The organism is Pseudoduganella sp. GW821-FHT05F09, from assembly GCF_059419605.1.
Map to the genome: position 1 here is coordinate 254756 of NZ_JBWKSD010000002.1, position 16725 is coordinate 271480.

Annotated in this window: 17 protein-coding genes; 3 read left to right on the forward strand and 14 right to left on the reverse strand. The window is 66.9% G+C overall.

The genetic code is table 11. The features are described 5' to 3' along the window. Positions 1 to 4 precede the first annotated feature (4 nt). A complete protein-coding gene (locus AC07S4_RS06295) occupies positions 5 to 886 on the reverse strand; it encodes a cysteine hydrolase family protein (protein ID WP_494985824.1) in 882 nt (293 codons plus the stop codon). Positions 887 to 1012: 126 nt separating this feature from the next. Continuing rightward, complete coding sequence (locus AC07S4_RS06300) at positions 1013 to 1627, reverse strand: FMN-dependent NADH-azoreductase (protein ID WP_494985825.1); 615 nt, start codon at positions 1625 to 1627, stop codon at positions 1013 to 1015. A gap of 112 nt (positions 1628 to 1739) precedes the next feature. Here AC07S4_RS06300 and AC07S4_RS06305 point away from each other — a divergent pair, with 112 nt between their 5' ends. Then, positions 1740 to 2657 carry a LysR family transcriptional regulator gene (locus tag AC07S4_RS06305; protein ID WP_494985826.1) on the forward strand — a complete coding sequence of 306 codons (918 nt, stop codon included), beginning with the start codon at positions 1740 to 1742 and terminating at the stop codon, positions 2655 to 2657. Positions 2658 to 2693: 36 nt separating this feature from the next. Here the strand turns inward: AC07S4_RS06305 and AC07S4_RS06310 are convergent, their stop codons facing one another. From AC07S4_RS06310 to AC07S4_RS06350, 9 genes are read right to left on the reverse strand one after another with little or no spacing between them, the layout of a single operon-like run. After that, complete coding sequence (locus AC07S4_RS06310) at positions 2694 to 3947, reverse strand: EAL domain-containing response regulator (protein ID WP_494985827.1); 1254 nt, start codon at positions 3945 to 3947, stop codon at positions 2694 to 2696. Continuing rightward, entirely contained in the window at positions 3944 to 5074 is a 1131-nt protein-coding gene (locus AC07S4_RS06315; protein ID WP_494985828.1) for a protein-glutamate methylesterase/protein-glutamine glutaminase, read from the reverse strand. The genes AC07S4_RS06310 and AC07S4_RS06315 overlap by 4 nt, the downstream gene beginning before the upstream one ends. Before the next feature lie 9 nt (positions 5075 to 5083). Beyond that, entirely contained in the window at positions 5084 to 5890 is an 807-nt protein-coding gene (locus AC07S4_RS06320; protein WP_494985829.1) for a CheR family methyltransferase, read from the reverse strand. 34 nt (positions 5891 to 5924) lie between these two features. Continuing rightward, the gene (locus tag AC07S4_RS06325) at positions 5925 to 6470 is read right to left on the reverse strand and encodes a chemotaxis protein CheW (protein ID WP_494985830.1); all 546 of its coding nucleotides are present in this window, start codon (positions 6468 to 6470) and stop codon (positions 5925 to 5927) included. Positions 6471 to 6485: 15 nt separating this feature from the next. Further along, on the reverse strand, positions 6486 to 8153 hold the full coding sequence (locus AC07S4_RS06330) for a methyl-accepting chemotaxis protein (protein WP_494985831.1): 1668 nt from the start codon (positions 8151 to 8153) through the stop codon (positions 6486 to 6488). 27 nt (positions 8154 to 8180) lie between these two features. Then, positions 8181 to 10406 carry a chemotaxis protein CheA gene (locus tag AC07S4_RS06335; RefSeq protein WP_494985832.1) on the reverse strand — a complete coding sequence of 742 codons (2226 nt, stop codon included), beginning with the start codon at positions 10404 to 10406 and terminating at the stop codon, positions 8181 to 8183. Next, positions 10403 to 10741 (reverse strand): STAS domain-containing protein, encoded by a 339-nt coding sequence (locus AC07S4_RS06340; RefSeq protein ID WP_494985833.1) that lies wholly within the window; start codon positions 10739 to 10741, stop codon positions 10403 to 10405. The genes AC07S4_RS06335 and AC07S4_RS06340 overlap by 4 nt, the downstream gene beginning before the upstream one ends. A gap of 39 nt (positions 10742 to 10780) precedes the next feature. Then, positions 10781 to 11149 (reverse strand): response regulator, encoded by a 369-nt coding sequence (locus AC07S4_RS06345; RefSeq protein ID WP_107877119.1) that lies wholly within the window; start codon positions 11147 to 11149, stop codon positions 10781 to 10783. 10 nt (positions 11150 to 11159) lie between these two features. Beyond that, a complete protein-coding gene (locus AC07S4_RS06350; RefSeq protein ID WP_494985834.1) occupies positions 11160 to 12332 on the reverse strand; it encodes a methyl-accepting chemotaxis protein in 1173 nt (390 codons plus the stop codon). Between the two features lie 185 nt (positions 12333 to 12517). On the opposite strand from AC07S4_RS06350, the gene AC07S4_RS06355 reads away from it, so the two are divergent. After that, complete coding sequence (locus AC07S4_RS06355; protein ID WP_494985835.1) at positions 12518 to 13024, forward strand: chemotaxis protein CheD; 507 nt, start codon at positions 12518 to 12520, stop codon at positions 13022 to 13024. Here the strand turns inward: AC07S4_RS06355 and AC07S4_RS06360 are convergent. The 3 genes from AC07S4_RS06360 to AC07S4_RS06370 form a co-directional block, all read right to left on the reverse strand. Continuing rightward, a complete protein-coding gene (locus AC07S4_RS06360; protein ID WP_494985836.1) occupies positions 12990 to 13328 on the reverse strand; it encodes a MerR family transcriptional regulator in 339 nt (112 codons plus the stop codon). The two genes, AC07S4_RS06355 and AC07S4_RS06360, sit on opposite strands and share 35 nt — an antisense overlap. 2 nt (positions 13329 to 13330) lie before the next feature. Next, complete coding sequence (locus AC07S4_RS06365) at positions 13331 to 14311, reverse strand: DnaJ C-terminal domain-containing protein (protein WP_494985837.1); 981 nt, start codon at positions 14309 to 14311, stop codon at positions 13331 to 13333. A 91-nt stretch (positions 14312 to 14402) separates the two neighbouring features. After that, complete coding sequence (locus AC07S4_RS06370; RefSeq protein WP_494985838.1) at positions 14403 to 15113, reverse strand: beta/gamma crystallin family protein; 711 nt, start codon at positions 15111 to 15113, stop codon at positions 14403 to 14405. Between the two features lie 152 nt (positions 15114 to 15265). Between AC07S4_RS06370 and AC07S4_RS06375 the strand changes: the two genes are divergently transcribed. Then, positions 15266 to 16657 carry an MATE family efflux transporter gene (locus AC07S4_RS06375; protein ID WP_494985839.1) on the forward strand — a complete coding sequence of 464 codons (1392 nt, stop codon included), beginning with the start codon at positions 15266 to 15268 and terminating at the stop codon, positions 16655 to 16657. Positions 16658 to 16725 lie beyond the last annotated feature (68 nt).

Below are 16725 nucleotides of genomic sequence, written 5' to 3' on the forward strand. Positions count from 1 at the left end.
GGCATCAGCGGCCGGCATTGAGCAGCAGCTCCTGCAGCACGTCGCCCGACTGCGCCAGGCGCACGCCGGATTCTTCCATCTCCTCCAGGAAGTCCTGGTACTGGTCGCAGAAACCGGCCACGGGGCTCATGCAGTCGGTGATCAGCACCAGGCGGCGCAAGCCCTCCTCGCCGAAGCGCGCCGCGAACTGCTGCGCGATATGCTCGGTGGTCGCCTTCACGCAATGGCTGCCCGCCTCGCCGGCGATGTAGACCAGATCGGCTTCGGCCAGGCGATCAATCAGCGCCTGGTTCAGCTGCGTGTCCGGGTCGGCGCTGTCGGGCACCTCGGCCATCACGGCCGAATAGTGCTCGGTCCAGGGATTGGCCCCCTTGGTGATCTTGGCGACGGTGCCGAGCGCGGCGTCCTCCCAGCGGTTATAGGCCGAGCGCACGTCCTCGTGCACATTGTGGCCCCAGGAGCCGATCTCGCAGTGCACCGGCCAGATCATCAGGCGGTAGCGTTCGGCCTGTTCCAGCGCGTCCAGATAGGCCAGCGCGCGCGGCAAGGCGGCGCTGTCGCGCGGCAGGAACTTCTTCGCGCGCACGTCGGCGGCGGTGATCTGCGTAAAGGGTTCAGGCGCGGCGCCCTCGGCGTTGAGCCAGAAGCCGGGATGCGCGATGTCGTAGCGGTGGTGGGAATCGAGGGTAACGCTGATGGCGGTCAAGCCGTGGCGGCCGCGGTTGATCAGGCCGGCCAGGCGCAGCATGTCCTGATGCGCGCCGGGGACTGGCAGCGCGGGCGCATGCACGCCCTTGGTGGCCGGATTCTCCGGCAGATAAGCCGGCGGCAGATCGCAAAAATCATTTTGCGGATCAATAACGAGCAGATGCAGATTGCGTTTCATGGGCAGGCTCCGTGGCGCGATAACCCCATGATACCTTCCGCCAAGAATTCCTACAAAAACACCACAGAATCCTACAAGCGACCTGAGCCGCATTCGGGGTCTGACCCCGAATGCGGCTCAGCTTGCTTAGGCGGCGACCAGCTCGTCGATGGACTTGCGGCTCTTGGCCAGGGTGTCGGCGACGGCTTGCTCGCCCATGGCCACGCCTTCGGCCTGGATGAAGGTGACGTCGGTCATGCCCAGGAAGCCCAGCACCGCGCGCAGGTAGGTGCTCAGGTGGTCGTAGCCGGCGGCAGGGCCTTCGCTGTAGACGCCGCCGGTGGCGGTGAATACGTAGACTTTCTTGCCTTTCAGCTGGCCTTCAGGGCCGTTGGCGCCGTACACAAAGGTCACGCCGGCACGGGCGATGTGGTCGATCCAGGCTTTCAGCGTGGAGCTTACCGAGAAGTTGTACATCGGCGCACCGATCACGATCACGTCCGCTGCCTGCACTTCGGCTACCAGGGTGTCCGAGGTCTTGACGGTGTAGGCCTGGTCGGCGTTGCGCGCTTCGGCCGGGGTGAAGAAGGCGCCCATCATCTGCTCGGTCAGGTGCGGCACGGGATTGGCGGCCAGGTCGCGCTCGACAACGGTGTCGGACGGGTTGGCGGCTTTCCATTTGGCGATGAATTCGGCCGACAGCTGACGCGACAGGGAACCGGAATTACGCACGCTGCTGTTGATGTAAAGTACGTTTGCCATGGTGATGCTCCTTCGTTATGTGGGACCCGGCTGGGATTGCATGCATCTTAGTTCGGGTTTAATATCGAGGAAATACTGTAAATTTCTATAGGTAGCATCGATTTTTTAGATCATGAGAGATCCCGGCCTCCCCTCCCTGGACCAGCTGCGCGTGTTCATCGCCGTTATCGACCACGGCGGTTTCGCGCATGCGGCGCGCGCGCTGCACCGCACGCAGTCGGTCATCAGCTACACCATCGCCAACCTGGAGGAGCAGCTCAATATCGCGCTGCTGGACCGCAGCAAGCGCAAGCCCACGCTCACCGAGGCCGGCCGCGCGCTGCTGGCGGACGCGCGCGCCGTGTCCATGAAGGTGGACAGCATGCGTTCGCGCGCCAAGGCGCTGTCGGCCGGGCTGGAGGCGGAGGTGTCGCTGGTGGTCGATGTGATGTTCCCCACCTGTCTGCTAGTGCGCATCCTGAACGACTTCCAGCAGACCTATCCCACCGTGGCGATGCGCTTGCGCACCGAGGCGCTGGGCGCGGTGACGCAGCTGGTGCTGGAGCGGGTGTGCCATATCGGCATTTGCGGCGGCGTGATCGCGCCGCCGGACGCCATCGAGCGCCGCGCGGCCGGCGAGGTGACCATGATGCCGGTGTGCGCGCCGGACCATCCGCTGGCCAAGATCGAGGGCAAGATCCCGGCGGCGGCGCTGCGCGACCATATGCAGCTGGTGCTGACGGACCGCAGCCAGCTCACCGCCGGCAAGGACTTCGGCGTGGTGGGCCTGCGCAACTGGCGCCTGGGGGACCTGGCGTCCAAGCACGCGCTGCTGCGCGGCGGCCTGGGATGGGGCAGCATGCCGCACGCCCTGATCTACGATGATTTGAGCAGCGGCCGCCTGGTGCAGCTCGATATCGCCGACGGCAAGGCCTTCCAGTATCCGCTCTTCGTAATCCACCGCAGCGACGAGGAGCCCGGGCCTGCGGGCCGCTGGCTGATGCAGCAGTTCTTCGACCTTGACCACAGCCTGCCGCACGGCGCGTACTGACGCGCGGCCTGCGCGGCCTGCGCCTCCTGCGCCTACTTAGGGCAGCGCGGCGGCGGGTAGCGACAGCTTGCGCAAACGGGCGCGGTTGCCCTTGATCCAGGAGGCGATCTCGCCGGCCGGCATGGGGCGCGCGATCAGGTAGCCTTGCGCCAGTTCGCAGCCCAGTTCGCGCAGCAGCGTCCAGTCGCTCAGCTTTTCCACGCCTTCGGCCACCGTGGTCACGCCCAGGCGCTGGCCCATTTCGATGGCGCTTTCCAAAATCACGCGCCGGTTGGGGCGCTGCGAGGCGCCGTCCACGAACATGCGGTCTATCTTCAGCTCCGTGAACGGGCAGCGCGACAACTGCTGGATCGACGAGTAGCCTATGCCGTAGTCGTCCATCGCCAGGCCGTAGCCTTTCAGCCGCAGGCGCGCCACGTTGGCCAGCGCTTGCGCCAGGTTGTTCATGACCATGGTCTCGGTGATCTCCCAGATCACCAGCTCGGGCGAAATGCCGTAGGATTCCACCAGCTCATCGAGCTTGTCGATGAAGCCGCGCTCGGCCAGGATGTCGGCCGACAGGTTGATCGACACCTTCATCGACGTCAGGCCGATGCGCTGCCACTCCACCAGCCGCGCCAGCGACTGCCGCACGATGGACAGCGTGAAGCCGGCCATCAGCGGCGTGCCTTCGATGCAGGAGATGAAGTGCCACGGCGCCAGCAGGCCCTGCTCGGGATGCTCCCAGCGCGCCAGCGCTTCCAGGCCTTTGACCAGGCCGGAGTTCATCGATATCTTGGGCTGGAACACCGGCACGAACTGCGACGCGGCCAGGGCCTGCTCCAGGTCTTCCAGCCGCAGGTCCGGACGCTCCAGCACCGCCGCCGGGCTTTGCCGCACCTGGCCCACGCGCCGCAGCAGCACGTTCAGGTCGTCCATCATCACCGGCTTGAGCAGCGTGCCGAGCAGATTCAGGCCGGTGTTGTCGGCGTCCATATTTTCCACGATCTCGAGCAGGCGCGGGTCGCGCGCGCTCATCACGATCAGGCTGTCGGTCTGTTTGCGTTCGTTCAGGTGGCGTATCAGTTCGATGCCGTCCATGCGCGGCATGTCCAGGTCGGTCAGCACCAGCTGCACGCCCGGCTGGCCGCTGCTGCGCAGGTGCTGGTCCAGCACTTCCAGCGCGTCCTCGCCGTTCCACGCTTCCAGCACCAGGCCGAAGCCCAGCGAACGCAGCATGCTCACCATGTGGGTGCGCTGCACGGCGCTGTCTTCCACCACCAGCGCGGTATGGGTGGACCAGTCCTTCATGCGCCGCCCCGCTGCGCCATGATTTCGCGGTCGATGGCGCTCAGCGGCACGATCTTGTCGACCGCGCCCAGCTTCACCGCTTCCTTGGGCATGCCGTACACCACGCAGCTGCGCTCGTCCTGCGCCACGGTGCGCGCGCCGGCCTTGTGCATTTCCAGCATGCCGGCGGCGCCGTCGTCGCCCATGCCGGTCATGATCACGCCCAGCGCGTTGGCGCCGGCGCACTTGGCCACGGAGCGGAACAGCACGTCCACCGAGGGCCGGTGGCGGTTCACCAGCGGGCCGTCTATCACGTCCACGTAATAGTGGTTGCCGCTGCGGCGCACCAGCATGTGCTTGCCGCCCGGCGCAACCAGCGCCAGGCCGGCACGCAGCTGGTCGTTGTTTTCCGCTTCCTTGACGGTGATGGCGCACAGGCTGTCCAGCCGGGCCGAGAAGGCGGCCGTGAATTTCTCCGGCATGTGCTGCACGATGACGATGCCGGGCGCGTTGGCCGGCAGCGCCGCCAGCAGTTCCTCCAGCGCCTGGGTGCCGCCGGTGGAGGTGCCTATCGCCACCAGCGGTTCGGTGCGCACCGAGACCGCGCCGGCCGCCGGGGCGAGGATGGCGTCCGCAGTGAATTTTTCCGGCGCAGGCGGCAGCGGGCCGTATTTGCGGGTGGCGGCGGCAGGCGCCGGCTTCGCCGCAGGCGCGGTCCTTGCCGGCGGCGCCAGCGCCGCTTTCGGCGTGCTGCCGGCGGCCATGCGCACGGCGGCGATCAGTTCATCCGCGTGGCCGTGCAAATATTCGCGCACGTTCAGGCGCGGGCGGTTGACCACCGCCACCGCGCCGGCCGACAGCGCCTCCACCGAGAGCTGCGTGCTGTCCGCCGTCATGGACGAGCAAATCACCACCGGCACCGGCTTGTCCGCCATGATCTTGCGCAGGAAGGTCAGGCCGTCCATGCGCGGCATTTCGATATCGAGCACCACCACGTCCGGCCAGCTCAGGCGCATGCGTTCCATCGCCAGCAGCGGGTCGGCCACGGCGTGCAGCACCTCTATGCCCGGCGCGCCGTTCAGCAGCGCGCCCAGTACCTGGCGCACCACGGCTGAATCGTCGACGACCAGGACCTGGATCTTTTTCATGGCGCGGTCTTAGGGCTTGCGGTAAATCGACGGGGCCACCATGGCCACGTCGTTGTTGATGTCGTTCAGGCTTTCGGAGTGGCCGATGAACAGGTAGCCGCCGGGCTTGAGCAGCTGCGCCACGCGCGCCACCACCTGGCGCTTGGTGTCGGCGCTGAAGTAGATCAGCACATTGCGCAGGAAGATCACGTCGAAGCTGCCCAGCTGCGGCAAGGCCGTGTTCAGGTTCATCTCGAGGAACTGCACCCGCTTGCGCAGCGCGCGCTGCACCAGCAGCGTGCCCGCGTACTGGTCCATGCCCTTCAGGCAGAAGCGCTGCAGATAGTCGCGCGGGATATTGCCGGTGCGTTCCATGGGGTAGTGGCCGTAGCGCGCCTTCTGCAGCACGCGGGTGCTGATGTCGGTGGCGGTGATTTCCCAGGGCCGGTCTTCCAGCACGTCGGCCAGCACCATGGCGATGCTGTAGGGCTCTTCGCCGGTGGAGCAGGCCGCGCTCCACACGCGCAGCGGCTGGCTGCGGCCGCGCGCCTCCTGCGCCACCTTGCGCAGCAGGTCGAAGTGCTTGTTCTCGCGGAAGAAATAGGTCTCGTTGGTGGTCAGCAGGTCCACCGCCAGCTGCATTTCCCCTGGCTCCTGGCCGCTCGAGAGCAGCTTGAAATAGTCGCCGTAGGACTGCACGCGGTGGTGCTGCAGCCGCTTGGACAGGCGGCCGCTGACCAGCGCCTTTTTGCTGGGCGCCATCGTGATGCCGGCGGCTTCAAAAATGAATCGCTGGAACTGTGCGAACTCGTGGTCGCTGATGGCGTCTGGCGTCATGGCGTGGGTCCGGTTTGGCTGCGGTTGTCGGCGCTCAGGCTTCGGCCACGAGGGCGCGCTCGCCCACCGAGGCCATTGCGCTGATTTCGTCCACCGACAGCACCTGGCTGGCGTCGAGCAGGATCACGAACTTGCCGTTCACCTTGCCCATGCCGGCAATGAAGTCGCTGCGGATGCGCGCGCCGAAGGACGGCGCCGGCTCGATGTCGGCGGCGGCAATCTCCAGCACCGCGTTGACCGCGTCCACCATCACGCCTATCACCTGATGCTCGTCGCCCTGCTCCACTTCGACGATGATGATGCAGGTGCGCTTGGTGGCCACGCTGGCCTCGCGGCCGAAACGCGCCGCCAGGTCCATCACCGGCACCACGGCGCCGCGCAGGTTGATAACGCCGCGTATCGCTTCCGGCATCATCGGCACCGAGGTCAGTCCGGCGAATTCGATGATCTCCTTCACCGCCAGGATGCCGATCGCATAGATCTCGCCGCCCAGCATGAAGGTCAGGTACTGCCTGGGCTCAGCGCCCAGCGCCAGTGCGCCCTGCGGCGCGCCGGCGGAGACTTGGGTCATGGCGTGCATATGCTGGTCTCCCGCTTAGAATTTGGTGAAGTGCGCTTCATCCGGCTCGCCGTCCGGGAAGTGCGCCGTGCTTACGTGGCCGCCCGACGGCGCTGCCAGCTTGCGGCCGCCGGCCTTGGCTGCGGGACGGCGCATGGGCGCCACGTTGGCGCGGTGCTGCACTGGTGCGGCCGACGCGCCCGACACGCGGAAGAAGGCGATGGCGGCCTGCAGTTCCTCGGCCTGGCTGCTCATCTCTTCCGCGGTGGAGGCCAGCTCCTCGGAACCGGCGGCGTTCTGCTGGGTGGTGCTGGACAGCTGGCCGACGGCCGCGTTGATCTGGCCCACGCCGGACGATTGCTCTTCGGACGCGGCGGTGATTTCCTGCACCAGGTCCGAGGTCTTCTTGATGTTGGGGACCATGGAGTTGAGCAGCTCGCCGGCGCGTTCGGCCAGGCTCACGCTGCTGGCCGCCACTTCGCCGATTTCCTGCGCCGCCACTTGCGAACGCTCGGCCAGCTTGCGCACCTCGGCCGCCACCACGGCAAAGCCCTTGCCATGCTCGCCGGCGCGCGCCGCTTCGATGGCCGCGTTCAGCGCCAGCAGATTGGTCTGGTAGGCGATGTCGTCGATGATGACGATCTTGTTGGCGATCTGCTTCATGGCCGCCACGGTTTCCTTCACCGCCGCGCCGCCTTCGGTCGCTTCCATGGCGGCCTTGCTGGCCATGGCGTCGGTCACTTTGGCGTTCTCGGTGTTCTGGGCGATGGAGGCCGTCATTTCCTCGACCGAGGCGCTGGTCTGCTCCACGCCGGCCGCCTGCTCGCTGGCCGCCTGCGACAGCGACTGCGCGGTGGCGCTCACTTCTTCGGATGCGCCGGCCAGCACCTGGGCGCCGTTGGTCACTTCGGCCACCACTTGCGACAGCTTGTCCACCATCTGCTTCATCGAATACAGCAGGCTGCTGCGGTCGCCGTCCTTGACGTGGATGTCCAGCGCCAGGTTGCCGCTGGCCACTTCGCTGACGATTTGCGCAGCGTAGTCAGGCTCGCCGCCCAGCTGGCGCAGCAGGCTGCGGATCAGCAGCCAGGACAGCAGTATGCCGAACAGCAGGCCGCCGATGATCAGGCCGACATTCAGCTTGAAGGCCGCGTCGTATTTTTCCAGCGCGCCCTCGTATTCCTGCTTGGCGACGTTCTCCTGCAGGTCGCGCAGCTTGCCCAGCGGGTCGAACGCCGGATTGAACAAGGCGTCCACCGGCGTATAGGCTTCCTTGGCGCCGGCGCGGTTGCCGGTTTTCAGCAGCGCGATCAGCTGGCTGCGCTTGTCATCATAGGCCGCCCAGGCCACCGTGAAATCCGCCACCATGCGCTTCTCGTCGGCCGTCAGGCTGGTGGCGATGTAGTCGGCCCAGTTCTTCTTGAGCATGCCGTCGTATTTCACCAGGGCCTGCAGCGACTCTTCCTGTTCGGCCTGGGTGCTCGCGTTGACGGCTTGCAGCGTGCGGTTGCGGATGCGCAGGCCGGCTTCGGTCACCTTGCCCAGCTGGACCAGCGCCACCGTGCGGTCTTCATACACGGTCTTCAGCTTTTCGTTGCTGAACGACATGCCGGTGATGCCGGAATAGCCTATGCCCAGCATGATGACGGACAGGACGACCACAAGCAGGCCGAGGCGAACGCCCACCGATAATTTATTAAACATGTTCATCTCCAAAAGATACTGTAATTGTTATGCTGCGTGCTGTTGCAGTTGATGCGTCCCTGCGCCGCCGGCCTGTTGCAGCAGCGCCGCCACGTCCAGGATCAGCGCCACTTCGCCGCTGCCCAGGATGGTGGAGCCGCTGATGCAGCGCACCCCGCTGAACACGGGGCTGAGCGGTTTGATCACGGTCTGGAATTCGCCCAGCAGGGTGTCGACCACCAAGCCGGCGCGCTGGCCGGCGTGCTTGATCACCACGATGGACTCGCGCCGCCCGGCCGTGCCCTGCGCGCCGAACAGCTCGCGCAGGCGCACGAAGGGCAGCACCTGGCCGCGCAGATTGGCGTAGTCCTGCCCCGGCTCGGCGGCGAATTCTATGCATTCTTCTATGGTGTCGAGCGGGATCACATAGGTGGACTTGCCCAGGCCGACCAGGAAGCCGTCGATAATGGCCAGCGTCAGCGGCAGGCGCACGGTGACGATGGTGCCGCGGCCTTCGGTGCTGTCTATGCCCACGCTGCCGCGCAGCGCGTTGATGTTGCGCTTGACCACGTCCATGCCCACGCCGCGCCCGGACAGGTTGGTCACCTGTTCGGCGGTGGAGAAGCCGGGCTCGAAGATCAGCGCGTAGATTTCGCTGTCGCTCATCTTGCGGTCCGCTTCCACCAGGCCGCGCTCGACCGCCTTGGCGAAGATGCGCTCCTTCTTCAAGCCGCCGCCGTCGTCGCTCACCTCGATGACGATGCTGCCCGAATCGTGGAAGGCGTTCAGCCGCACCGTGCCGCGCGCGGGCTTGCCTGCCGCGCGGCGCTGCTCGGCCGGTTCTATGCCGTGGTCGATGGCGTTGCGCACCAGGTGCATCAGCGGGTCGCCGATTTTTTCCACCACGGTCTTGTCCAGCTCCGCGTCCTCGCCGTTGACCACCAGGCCGATATCCTTGCCCAGCTCGCGCGACACGTCGTGCACCACGCGCTGGAAGCGGTTGAAGGTGGCGCCGATTTTCACCATGCGCAGCTGCAGCGCGCTGTCGCGCACTTCCTCCACCAGCGTGGACAGGCGCGAGGTGCTTTCCTGCAGTTCGCTGTTGCGCACGCGGCGCGCGATCAGGTTGGCCGAGGCGCCCGCGATGATCAGTTCGCCCACCAGGTTGATCAGGTGGTCCAGCTTGTCGGCGTCCACGCGCACGGTGCGCGCCTCCGCCGGTTTCTGCTCGGCGGCCTGGCCCTGCTTCTGCTTGTTCAGCGCGGCGGCCACCACTTCCGGCTCCACCGTGCCCTGCCCCACCAGGATGGCGCCCAGCGGCGCGCTGGCCGCTTGCGCGCCGCCGCTGCCGGCCGGACTCCAGTTGGCCGCGTCGAGCTGCTGGTCCAGCGCCACGCTCAGTTCGCGCGCCGTCACGCTGCCGCAGCGCACCAGGATTTCGCCCAGGCGGCCGGCGCGCTCCGGCAGTTCGCGGATCAGCTGCACGTATTCTTCGATGCGGCTGCGCGGCGGCACGATGCGCAGCGTGCAGTCGTCCTGCACGAACTCGAACACCGCTTCGATGGTGGCCTTGTCGGCCGCGCTGTCGAAGGCGATTTCAAAGCCCAGGTAGCAGGACTCGGGGTCCATCTGCTCGTTCTCCGGCATGGCGTCCGGCAGGGTGGCGATGGCGGTGATGCGGCCGATCTGGTTCAGGTAGCGCAGGAAGGACAGCGGGTCCATGCCGTTGCGCAGCACGTCCGGGCCGAAGCGCAGCGAGATATGCCAATGGTCGCCGTCGGCGCCGCTGCCCGCCATGCGTTCCACGCCGTCCGCCTCGGCCGTCAGCGCAATGGCGCCTGCGCCCGCCGCCGCTGCGCCGGGAACGGCGTCCGCGTGCTCGTCGCCCAGGTAGGCGGACAGTTGCTGCAGCAAGGGCGCGCCGCGCTCCACGGTGGCGGCGTCGGCGCTGGTCTGGCCGGCCTCCACCGCGTCCGTCATGCTGCCGATATGGTCGCAGCAGGACAGCAGCAGGCTGACCAGCTGGCTGTCCGTCTCCACCGCGCCGGCGCGCACTTCATCGAGCACGCTTTCCAGCACGTGGGTGAAGGCCACGATGTGGTCCAGGCTGAACAGGCCGGCCGAGCCCTTGATGGTGTGGGCGGCGCGGAAGATGGCGTTCACCGCTTCCAGTTTGTCGCCATGGCGCCCCAGCGACAGCAGCGCGTTTTCCATGTCCTCCAGCAGCTCGCGGCTCTCCGCGATGAAGGTTTGCAGTGCGTCGTCGAGGTTCATGCGGCGCTCCCGTTGCCGCGTTCGGCGGCCATCACCAGCGGGTCGCCGAACCAGGCGGCCAGGTCCAGCAGCTCGAACACGTCCAGCACGGCGGGGCTGTGCGCCACCAGGCGCAGCTCGCGCTGCAGCTGCAAGGCGGTGCGCTTGGCCAGCATCAGCAGCTGCACGCCGGTGCTGTCGATCTCGGTCACGCCGGCCAGGTCCACTTCCAGTACCTGGGCATGCGCATGGGCGTGATGCACGGCGCCCAGCAGAGCCTCTTTCAGCTCGGCTGCGCGGTAGATGTTCAGGTCGCCTTCAATAAACAGCAGACCCGGCTCGGTTTCACCTGGCATGGCGGCTCCTGTGGTTCAAGTTCAAGGTCAAGGTCAAGGTCAAGGCAAGCAGAGTTTTTGCACCGCGCCCAGCAGCACCTCGGGCTTGAAGGGCTTGACCACCCAGGCGCGCGCGCCGGCCGCCTGGCCTTCGCGCTTCTTGGCCTCCTGCGACTCGGTGGTGAGCATGATCACCGGGGTGAACTTGTGGCTGGCCTGCTGCTTGAGCTCGCGCACGAAGGTGATGCCGTCCATATTGGGCATGTTCACGTCGCACACGATGAGGTTGATCTTCTTGTCGCCCAGCTTGCTCAGCGCGATCTGGCCGTCGGCCGCCTCGATCACGTCGTAGCCCGCGCTTTTCAGCGCAATGCCGACGACCTGCCGCAGCGAAGCCGAATCGTCTACTACCATAATGGTCTTGGCCATCCCCTACTCCTTAAAAGAACGTGACTTCATCCGCCGGCGCGGGTAGCGCCGCCGCTTGTTTCGTGCCGGCCGGCCCGGTCTGCCGGTCCAGCGCGTATTCCTCAGCCATGGCATACGTTTTTTCCAGCGACGCCAGCAGCCCGGCCGCGTCAAGCGGCTGCAGCTGGCGGTCCTGGGCGTAGCTGTCGCAGTTCTGTTCCAGCGCGCTGCGCAGCAGGTCGATGTTCTGCTTCACATGGCTCATGATCTGGGTCACGCGGTCCTGGAACTGCAGCTGCACCAGCGCTTCGCCCACCTCGTACTGGATGCCCACGCTTTCTTCCTTCAGCAGGTTGCTGGACTGGACCAGCGCGTCGGTCACGCCGCGAAAACCGTCCAGCACGCTGGCGATGGCTTCCTCGGACAGCCGCGTCGATTCCTCCTCCAGCGCGCCCGACTGCTGCGCCGCCTGCGTGGTGGCGACGATGGCGCTGCTGACCAGCGCCACCTTTTCGGCGATGCGGCGGCCGGTGTCGGCCGACTGGTTGGACAGCATGCGCACTTCCTTGGCCACCACGGCGAAGCCGCGTCCGCGCTCGCCGGCGCGCGCCGCCTCGATGGCAGCGTTCAGCGCCAGCAGATTGGTCTGGGCCGCGATGCTGGCGACGTCGGCCGCCATGTCCTTCAGTTCGCGCACGAACTGGCCCAGGCCGTTCACCTTGTCCAGCATGGCGGCCTTGCTTTCGGTGGCCGAACGCAGCGAGGCGACCACGCCCTGCAGCTCGCGCTCGCTGTTGGCGAACACCGTCACCAGGCCGTCGCCGCCGTCCATGGAGGCGGTGGCCACGCTGGAGGCGCCCACCGCCTGGTCCAGGCGCTCGACGATGCCGCCGAAGCGGCCGGCCAGCGCCGCCACCGCCTCGTCCATCTGCGTGATGGAGTTTTCGATATGGCGCGACCAGATCGGCGCCACCGACGCGCCCAGCGCGCGCTGGCCGTCCAGATATTGGTCCACCGACTGGTGGAAAGTGCTTTGCATGGCTTTGAAATACAGGCCGCTGGCGTAGCCGCAGCCCACCAGCAGCAGCACCGTGAGCAGGCCGGCCAGACTGAAGCCGCTGAAGGCCAGCACCGCGATGGCCGCCAGCAGCGCCAGGCCGAGCGGGAGTAGCAGGCAGGAATGGCTGCGCACAAAATTATTCACTGCTGGAATTCTCCAAGGAAGGCGCCGCCCGTCCATTCGGGTGGCTAGCCTACGGACTGTATCCAGCAGGGAACACTCTGTAACCTGTACTTTGGTACAGTGTGACATTTCCTGTATGCACCAAAGTACAAGTTACAGCGGGCAGGCCGCGCCGGTACAGTGTCGTTATGGCTAGGAATAAAAACATGATCGACATTTTCCTGCTGCCCGGCGAGTACTTCGTCGGCGGGCCGGAATACCGCATCCGCACCCTGCTCGGGTCCTGCGTTTCGATTACCCTGTGGCATCCGGTGCGGCGCATCGGCACCATGTCGCATTTCCTGTTGTCCGCACGCAACTCCTCCAGGGAAGCCGGCTTGAACAGCCGCTACGGAGAGGAGGCGCTGGAGCTGATGCTGGCCGAGTTGCGCAGCATGGGCGTGGAACCCGGCGAATGCCAGGCCAAGATTTTCGGGGGCAGCAAGATGTTCCCCGGACTGGAGGACCGCAGGGCCGGCAATATCGGGCGCCAGAACGGTGAAGTGGCGCTGCGCCTGCTGCGCGCGCACGGCATCCCCATCGTGTCCGAAAGCCTGTACGGCGTGGGACACCGCAGCATTATTTTCGACATCAGCAGCGGCCACGTGTGGAGCCGCCAGGCGCAGCCGGAGGAAACGGCTATGGTGTTCCCGGGCTGTGCAGCTTTGACTTGAGGCGGCGCACTTCCTCGCACAGGTCCACCACCAGGGCGGCCAGGACCTCGTCGGCCTCGAAGTCGCGCTCCACGCGCAGCAGGCTGAGCGCGCGCCGCAGCTCGCCGCTGGCAAAGCGCCACGCCTGCGGCGACGCCATCGCCTCGCCCGCCGTATCGACCACGATGGCCGCCCCTTCCGCGCTGCACAGCAGCGCCCCGCTGCTGACATGGCGCAGCACCCATTCCGGTTCCACCGCGCAGGCGCGCGCCAGTTCGTCCAGGGTCAGCGCCGCGTCGTCCAGCAACTCGCCGTGTATCTGCATAATCACGCTCCCATGCCGGCGCGCGGGTTGAAGTCCAGCTCGCGCGCCATGGTTTCATACAGCTGGCGCGCGCGCTCGGTATCGGCGGGCGGCAGCACCAGCTCCAGTATCAGGTAAAGATCGCCGCCCGGCGTGCCGGCCTGCGCCTGCGCGCGCGAAGGCGGGATGCCGCGCCCCTTGAGCCGCAGCTTGCGCCCGCCCTGCGACTTGGGCGGCACCGTCACCGTCACCCGGCCCGAGGGCGTGGCCACGTCGATCTGCGCGCCCAGCGCCGCTTCCCACGGCGCCACCGGCACCGTCTGGTAGACGTCGCGCCCTTCGGCGCGGTAGCGCGGATCGGGCCGGAAACGGATTTCCAGGTAGAGGTCGCCGGACGGCCCGCCGCCGCCGCCCGGATGGCCCTGGCCGGACAGGCGCAGCTGCTGGCCGGCCGTAATGCCCTGCGGGATGTTCACGTCCAGCGTGCGCTCGCGCGTGACGGCGCGGCCATGCGCGTCCTCCTCCTGCAGGCGGACGCTGACGGTGCGGCTGGCGCCGTGATAGGCGTCGGCCAGGTCGATTTCCAGGCCGGCGTGGCTGTCCTCGCCGCGCTGCTGCTGCGGCCGGCCGGGACGGCCCCGGCGGCCGCCGCCGATATTGGCGAACAGGTCGGCGAAGAAGTCGCTGTCGAAGCCGCCCGCGCCGGCGCCGCCGCCGAAGCCGCCGCCCGCAGCGCCGCCATTGCCCCAGTCCGGCGGCGGACGGAATTCCTGGCCGGCGCGGTACTGGCCGTTCTTGCCCAGCGCATCGTAGGCGGCGCGTTTTTCCGCGTCGCCCAGCACGCCGTAGGCTTCGTTCAATTCCTTGGTTTTTTTGTCCGCGTCGGCTTCCTTGCTGACGTCCGGATGGTATTTGCGCACCAGCTTGCGGTACGCTTTCTTGATCTCGTCGGCGCTGGCGGTCTTGGGGACGCCCAGCGCCTGGTAGTAATCCTTGTATTCCACGATGGCGTATCTCCAGGCAACCCTGTCCGGCCCAGACTACAAGGAAACGCGCGCCTCGGGCGCGCGTTAGCAGGCCGGCACAGCGGCTCGATTAACGGATGCGGCGCAGCGACGAAGGCTTGTCGTTCATCGGACCCAGGTTGTCGTAGCGGCCGGGGCCGTAGACGACGCACTGGCCGCCGAAATTGTCATGCTCGCACAGCTGCCACTGGCCTTCGTAAATGACCATGGAGCTGGCGCGGTCGTTGAAGTCGGCCGCGCGCAGGCTGCGCACCTCGCCCTGGAAGGACACGCGGCGGCCCTCGAAGCGCGCGTTCTCGAACAGCTCGATCGGGTCCGGACGGTTGAAGCCTGGGCCGCCCTGGCCACCGCCTGGGCCGCGGTCGTCGCGGCGGTCGCGCCATTCTTCACGGCGCTCGGCGCGGTCGTCGCGGCCGTCGCCGTCGCGGTCGCGGAAGCCGCCGTTGCCATTGCCGCGTCCGCCGCGTTCGACCTGGCGCAGCGAGGAAATGCTGTTGTTGAAGCGGCGCAGGTCATTGTGCTGGCCGCGCTCGAACACCGCGCAGTAGCCGCCGAAGTCCTTGTGCTCGCACACCTCCCATACGCCCGAATGCACGATCAGGCTCGAGGTGCGGTCGTTGAAGCCGGCATCGCGCAAATCGCGCGCGCTGTCGCGGATGGTCACTTCCTCGCCACGGAAATTATCGCGCGAGAACAGCGTGACTTCGCCGGCGTGGGCGGCGGCGATCTGGCTCAGCAGGGCGGCCGCGAAGGCCAGGGTCTTGAGGGTAGTGCGTTTCATGGTATTAGCTCCGTAGTTTTCTTCTCGTCCAGCGTTCGATGCTTTCTATCAACGAATCAGCTGGAGCATCAGCCTACACGACTGTGTAACAAATTCCTACTGCGGCCCGCCGTAGCTAGTAGAATCGTTGCTTTCTCCTCAAGTTTTCATCCATGCCGACCACCTTCACCCTGCCCAATATCCGCACCGAAGCCGCCGCCCTGTGGAAGCTGGCCTGGCCGGTGCTGGTGGGCCAGCTGGCGACGGTGGGCATGGCCGTGGCCGACGTGGCCATGACCGGCCACGCCAGCGCGGACGAGCTGGCCGCCGTGTCGCTGGGCGCGTCGATCTGGTCCATCATCCTGGTCACCGTGAGCGGCACCATGATGGCGATTAACAGCGTGGTGGCGCACGAAGTGGGCGCCGGCGCCTTCGGCACCATCCCGCACTCGGTGCGCCAGGCGCTGTGGAAGGCGCTGGGCGTGGGCGTGATCGCCGCGCTGCTGGCCAACCTGGCCACGCTGCTGTTCAACCACCTTTACCTGGCGCCCGAGATCAATGCGCGCGCCTCGCTGTTCGTGCACATCATCAGCCTCGGCCTGCCGCCGTTCGCGGCCTACCGCGCGCTGTACGGCTACTCCACCTCCATCAACCAGACCAAGCCGGTGATGGTGATCGCCCTGCTGGGGCTGGCGTTCAACGTGGTGGTGAACTGGCTGCTGATCTTCGGCCACTTCGGCCTGCCCAAGCTGGGCGGCATAGGCTGCGCGGTGGCCACGGCCGGCTGCATGTGGCTGATGCTGGCCGCCATGGTGTTCTGGATAAGCAAGGCCCCGGCCTACCGCCAGACCTATCCCTTCACGCACTGGGAATGGCCGCACTGGCCGGAAATCCGCAGCATGCTGCAGCTGGGCCTGCCCATAGGCGTGACCTATTTCGCCGAGGTGAGCGCCTTCGGCGCCGTCAGCCTGCTGGTGGCGCGCTTCGGCGTGGTGGTGGTGTCGGCGCACCAGATCGCGCTCAACTTCGCCTCGCTGGTGTTCATGGTGCCGCTCAGCTTCGGCATCGGCCTCATCACGCGGGTGGGCCAGGCCATGGGCGAAGGCAACCCGGCGCGCGCCCGCTTCGCCTCCTGGGTCGGCGTGTCCATGTCGCTCATCTTCGCGCTGCTGTCGGCCATCTTCATTGCCGTGTTCCGGCACCAGATCGCCGCCGCCTACACCTCGGACCCGGCGGTGCAGGCGCTGTGCGTGCAGCTGCTGCTGTTCGCCGCGCTGTTCCAGCTGTCCGACGCCACCCAGGTGGCCACCTCCTGCGCCATCCGCGGCTACAAGGTCACGCGCCAGCCCATGCAGATCCAGCTGCTGGCGTTCTGGGTGTTCGCGCTGCCGCTGGGCTATGTGCTGGGCCTGGCGCCGCAGTGGCTGCGCGAATGGCATCTGGCGCCCGCCGCGCCCATGGCCGCCGGCGGCTTCTGGATAGGCCTGGTGCTGGGACTGACCATCGCCGCCGTGCTGCTCACCTGGTCGCTGCACCGGCTGTCGCTGCGGCGTTTGCAGGCCTGACGCGCCGCGCCCAGGCGCCGAATGAACCACGGTTTTTCGGCGCGTTTTCCAAATCCCAGTAGTGCGCC

What these genes read in the sequence shown, in the direction of transcription:
- AC07S4_RS06295 (WP_494985824.1), bottom strand. Translation starts at nt 886, where the DNA reads ATGAAACGCAATCTGCATCTGCTCGTTATTGATCCGCAAAATGATTTT.
- AC07S4_RS06300 (WP_494985825.1), bottom strand. Translation starts at nt 1,627, where the DNA reads ATGGCAAACGTACTTTACATCAACAGCAGCGTGCGTAATTCCGGTTCC.
- AC07S4_RS06305 (WP_494985826.1), top strand. Translation starts at nt 1,740, where the DNA reads ATGAGAGATCCCGGCCTCCCCTCCCTGGACCAGCTGCGCGTGTTCATC.
- AC07S4_RS06310 (WP_494985827.1), bottom strand. Translation starts at nt 3,947, where the DNA reads ATGAAGGACTGGTCCACCCATACCGCGCTGGTGGTGGAAGACAGCGCC.
- AC07S4_RS06315 (WP_494985828.1), bottom strand. Translation starts at nt 5,074, where the DNA reads ATGAAAAAGATCCAGGTCCTGGTCGTCGACGATTCAGCCGTGGTGCGC.
- AC07S4_RS06320 (WP_494985829.1), bottom strand. Translation starts at nt 5,890, where the DNA reads ATGACGCCAGACGCCATCAGCGACCACGAGTTCGCACAGTTCCAGCGA.
- AC07S4_RS06325 (WP_494985830.1), bottom strand. Translation starts at nt 6,470, where the DNA reads ATGCACGCCATGACCCAAGTCTCCGCCGGCGCGCCGCAGGGCGCACTG.
- AC07S4_RS06330 (WP_494985831.1), bottom strand. Translation starts at nt 8,153, where the DNA reads ATGTTTAATAAATTATCGGTGGGCGTTCGCCTCGGCCTGCTTGTGGTC.
- AC07S4_RS06335 (WP_494985832.1), bottom strand. Translation starts at nt 10,406, where the DNA reads ATGAACCTCGACGACGCACTGCAAACCTTCATCGCGGAGAGCCGCGAG.
- AC07S4_RS06340 (WP_494985833.1), bottom strand. Translation starts at nt 10,741, where the DNA reads ATGCCAGGTGAAACCGAGCCGGGTCTGCTGTTTATTGAAGGCGACCTG.
- AC07S4_RS06345 (WP_107877119.1), bottom strand. Translation starts at nt 11,149, where the DNA reads ATGGCCAAGACCATTATGGTAGTAGACGATTCGGCTTCGCTGCGGCAG.
- AC07S4_RS06355 (WP_494985835.1), top strand. Translation starts at nt 12,518, where the DNA reads ATGATCGACATTTTCCTGCTGCCCGGCGAGTACTTCGTCGGCGGGCCG.
- AC07S4_RS06360 (WP_494985836.1), bottom strand. Translation starts at nt 13,328, where the DNA reads ATGCAGATACACGGCGAGTTGCTGGACGACGCGGCGCTGACCCTGGAC.
- AC07S4_RS06370 (WP_494985838.1), bottom strand. Translation starts at nt 15,113, where the DNA reads ATGAAACGCACTACCCTCAAGACCCTGGCCTTCGCGGCCGCCCTGCTG.
- AC07S4_RS06375 (WP_494985839.1), top strand. Translation starts at nt 15,266, where the DNA reads ATGCCGACCACCTTCACCCTGCCCAATATCCGCACCGAAGCCGCCGCC.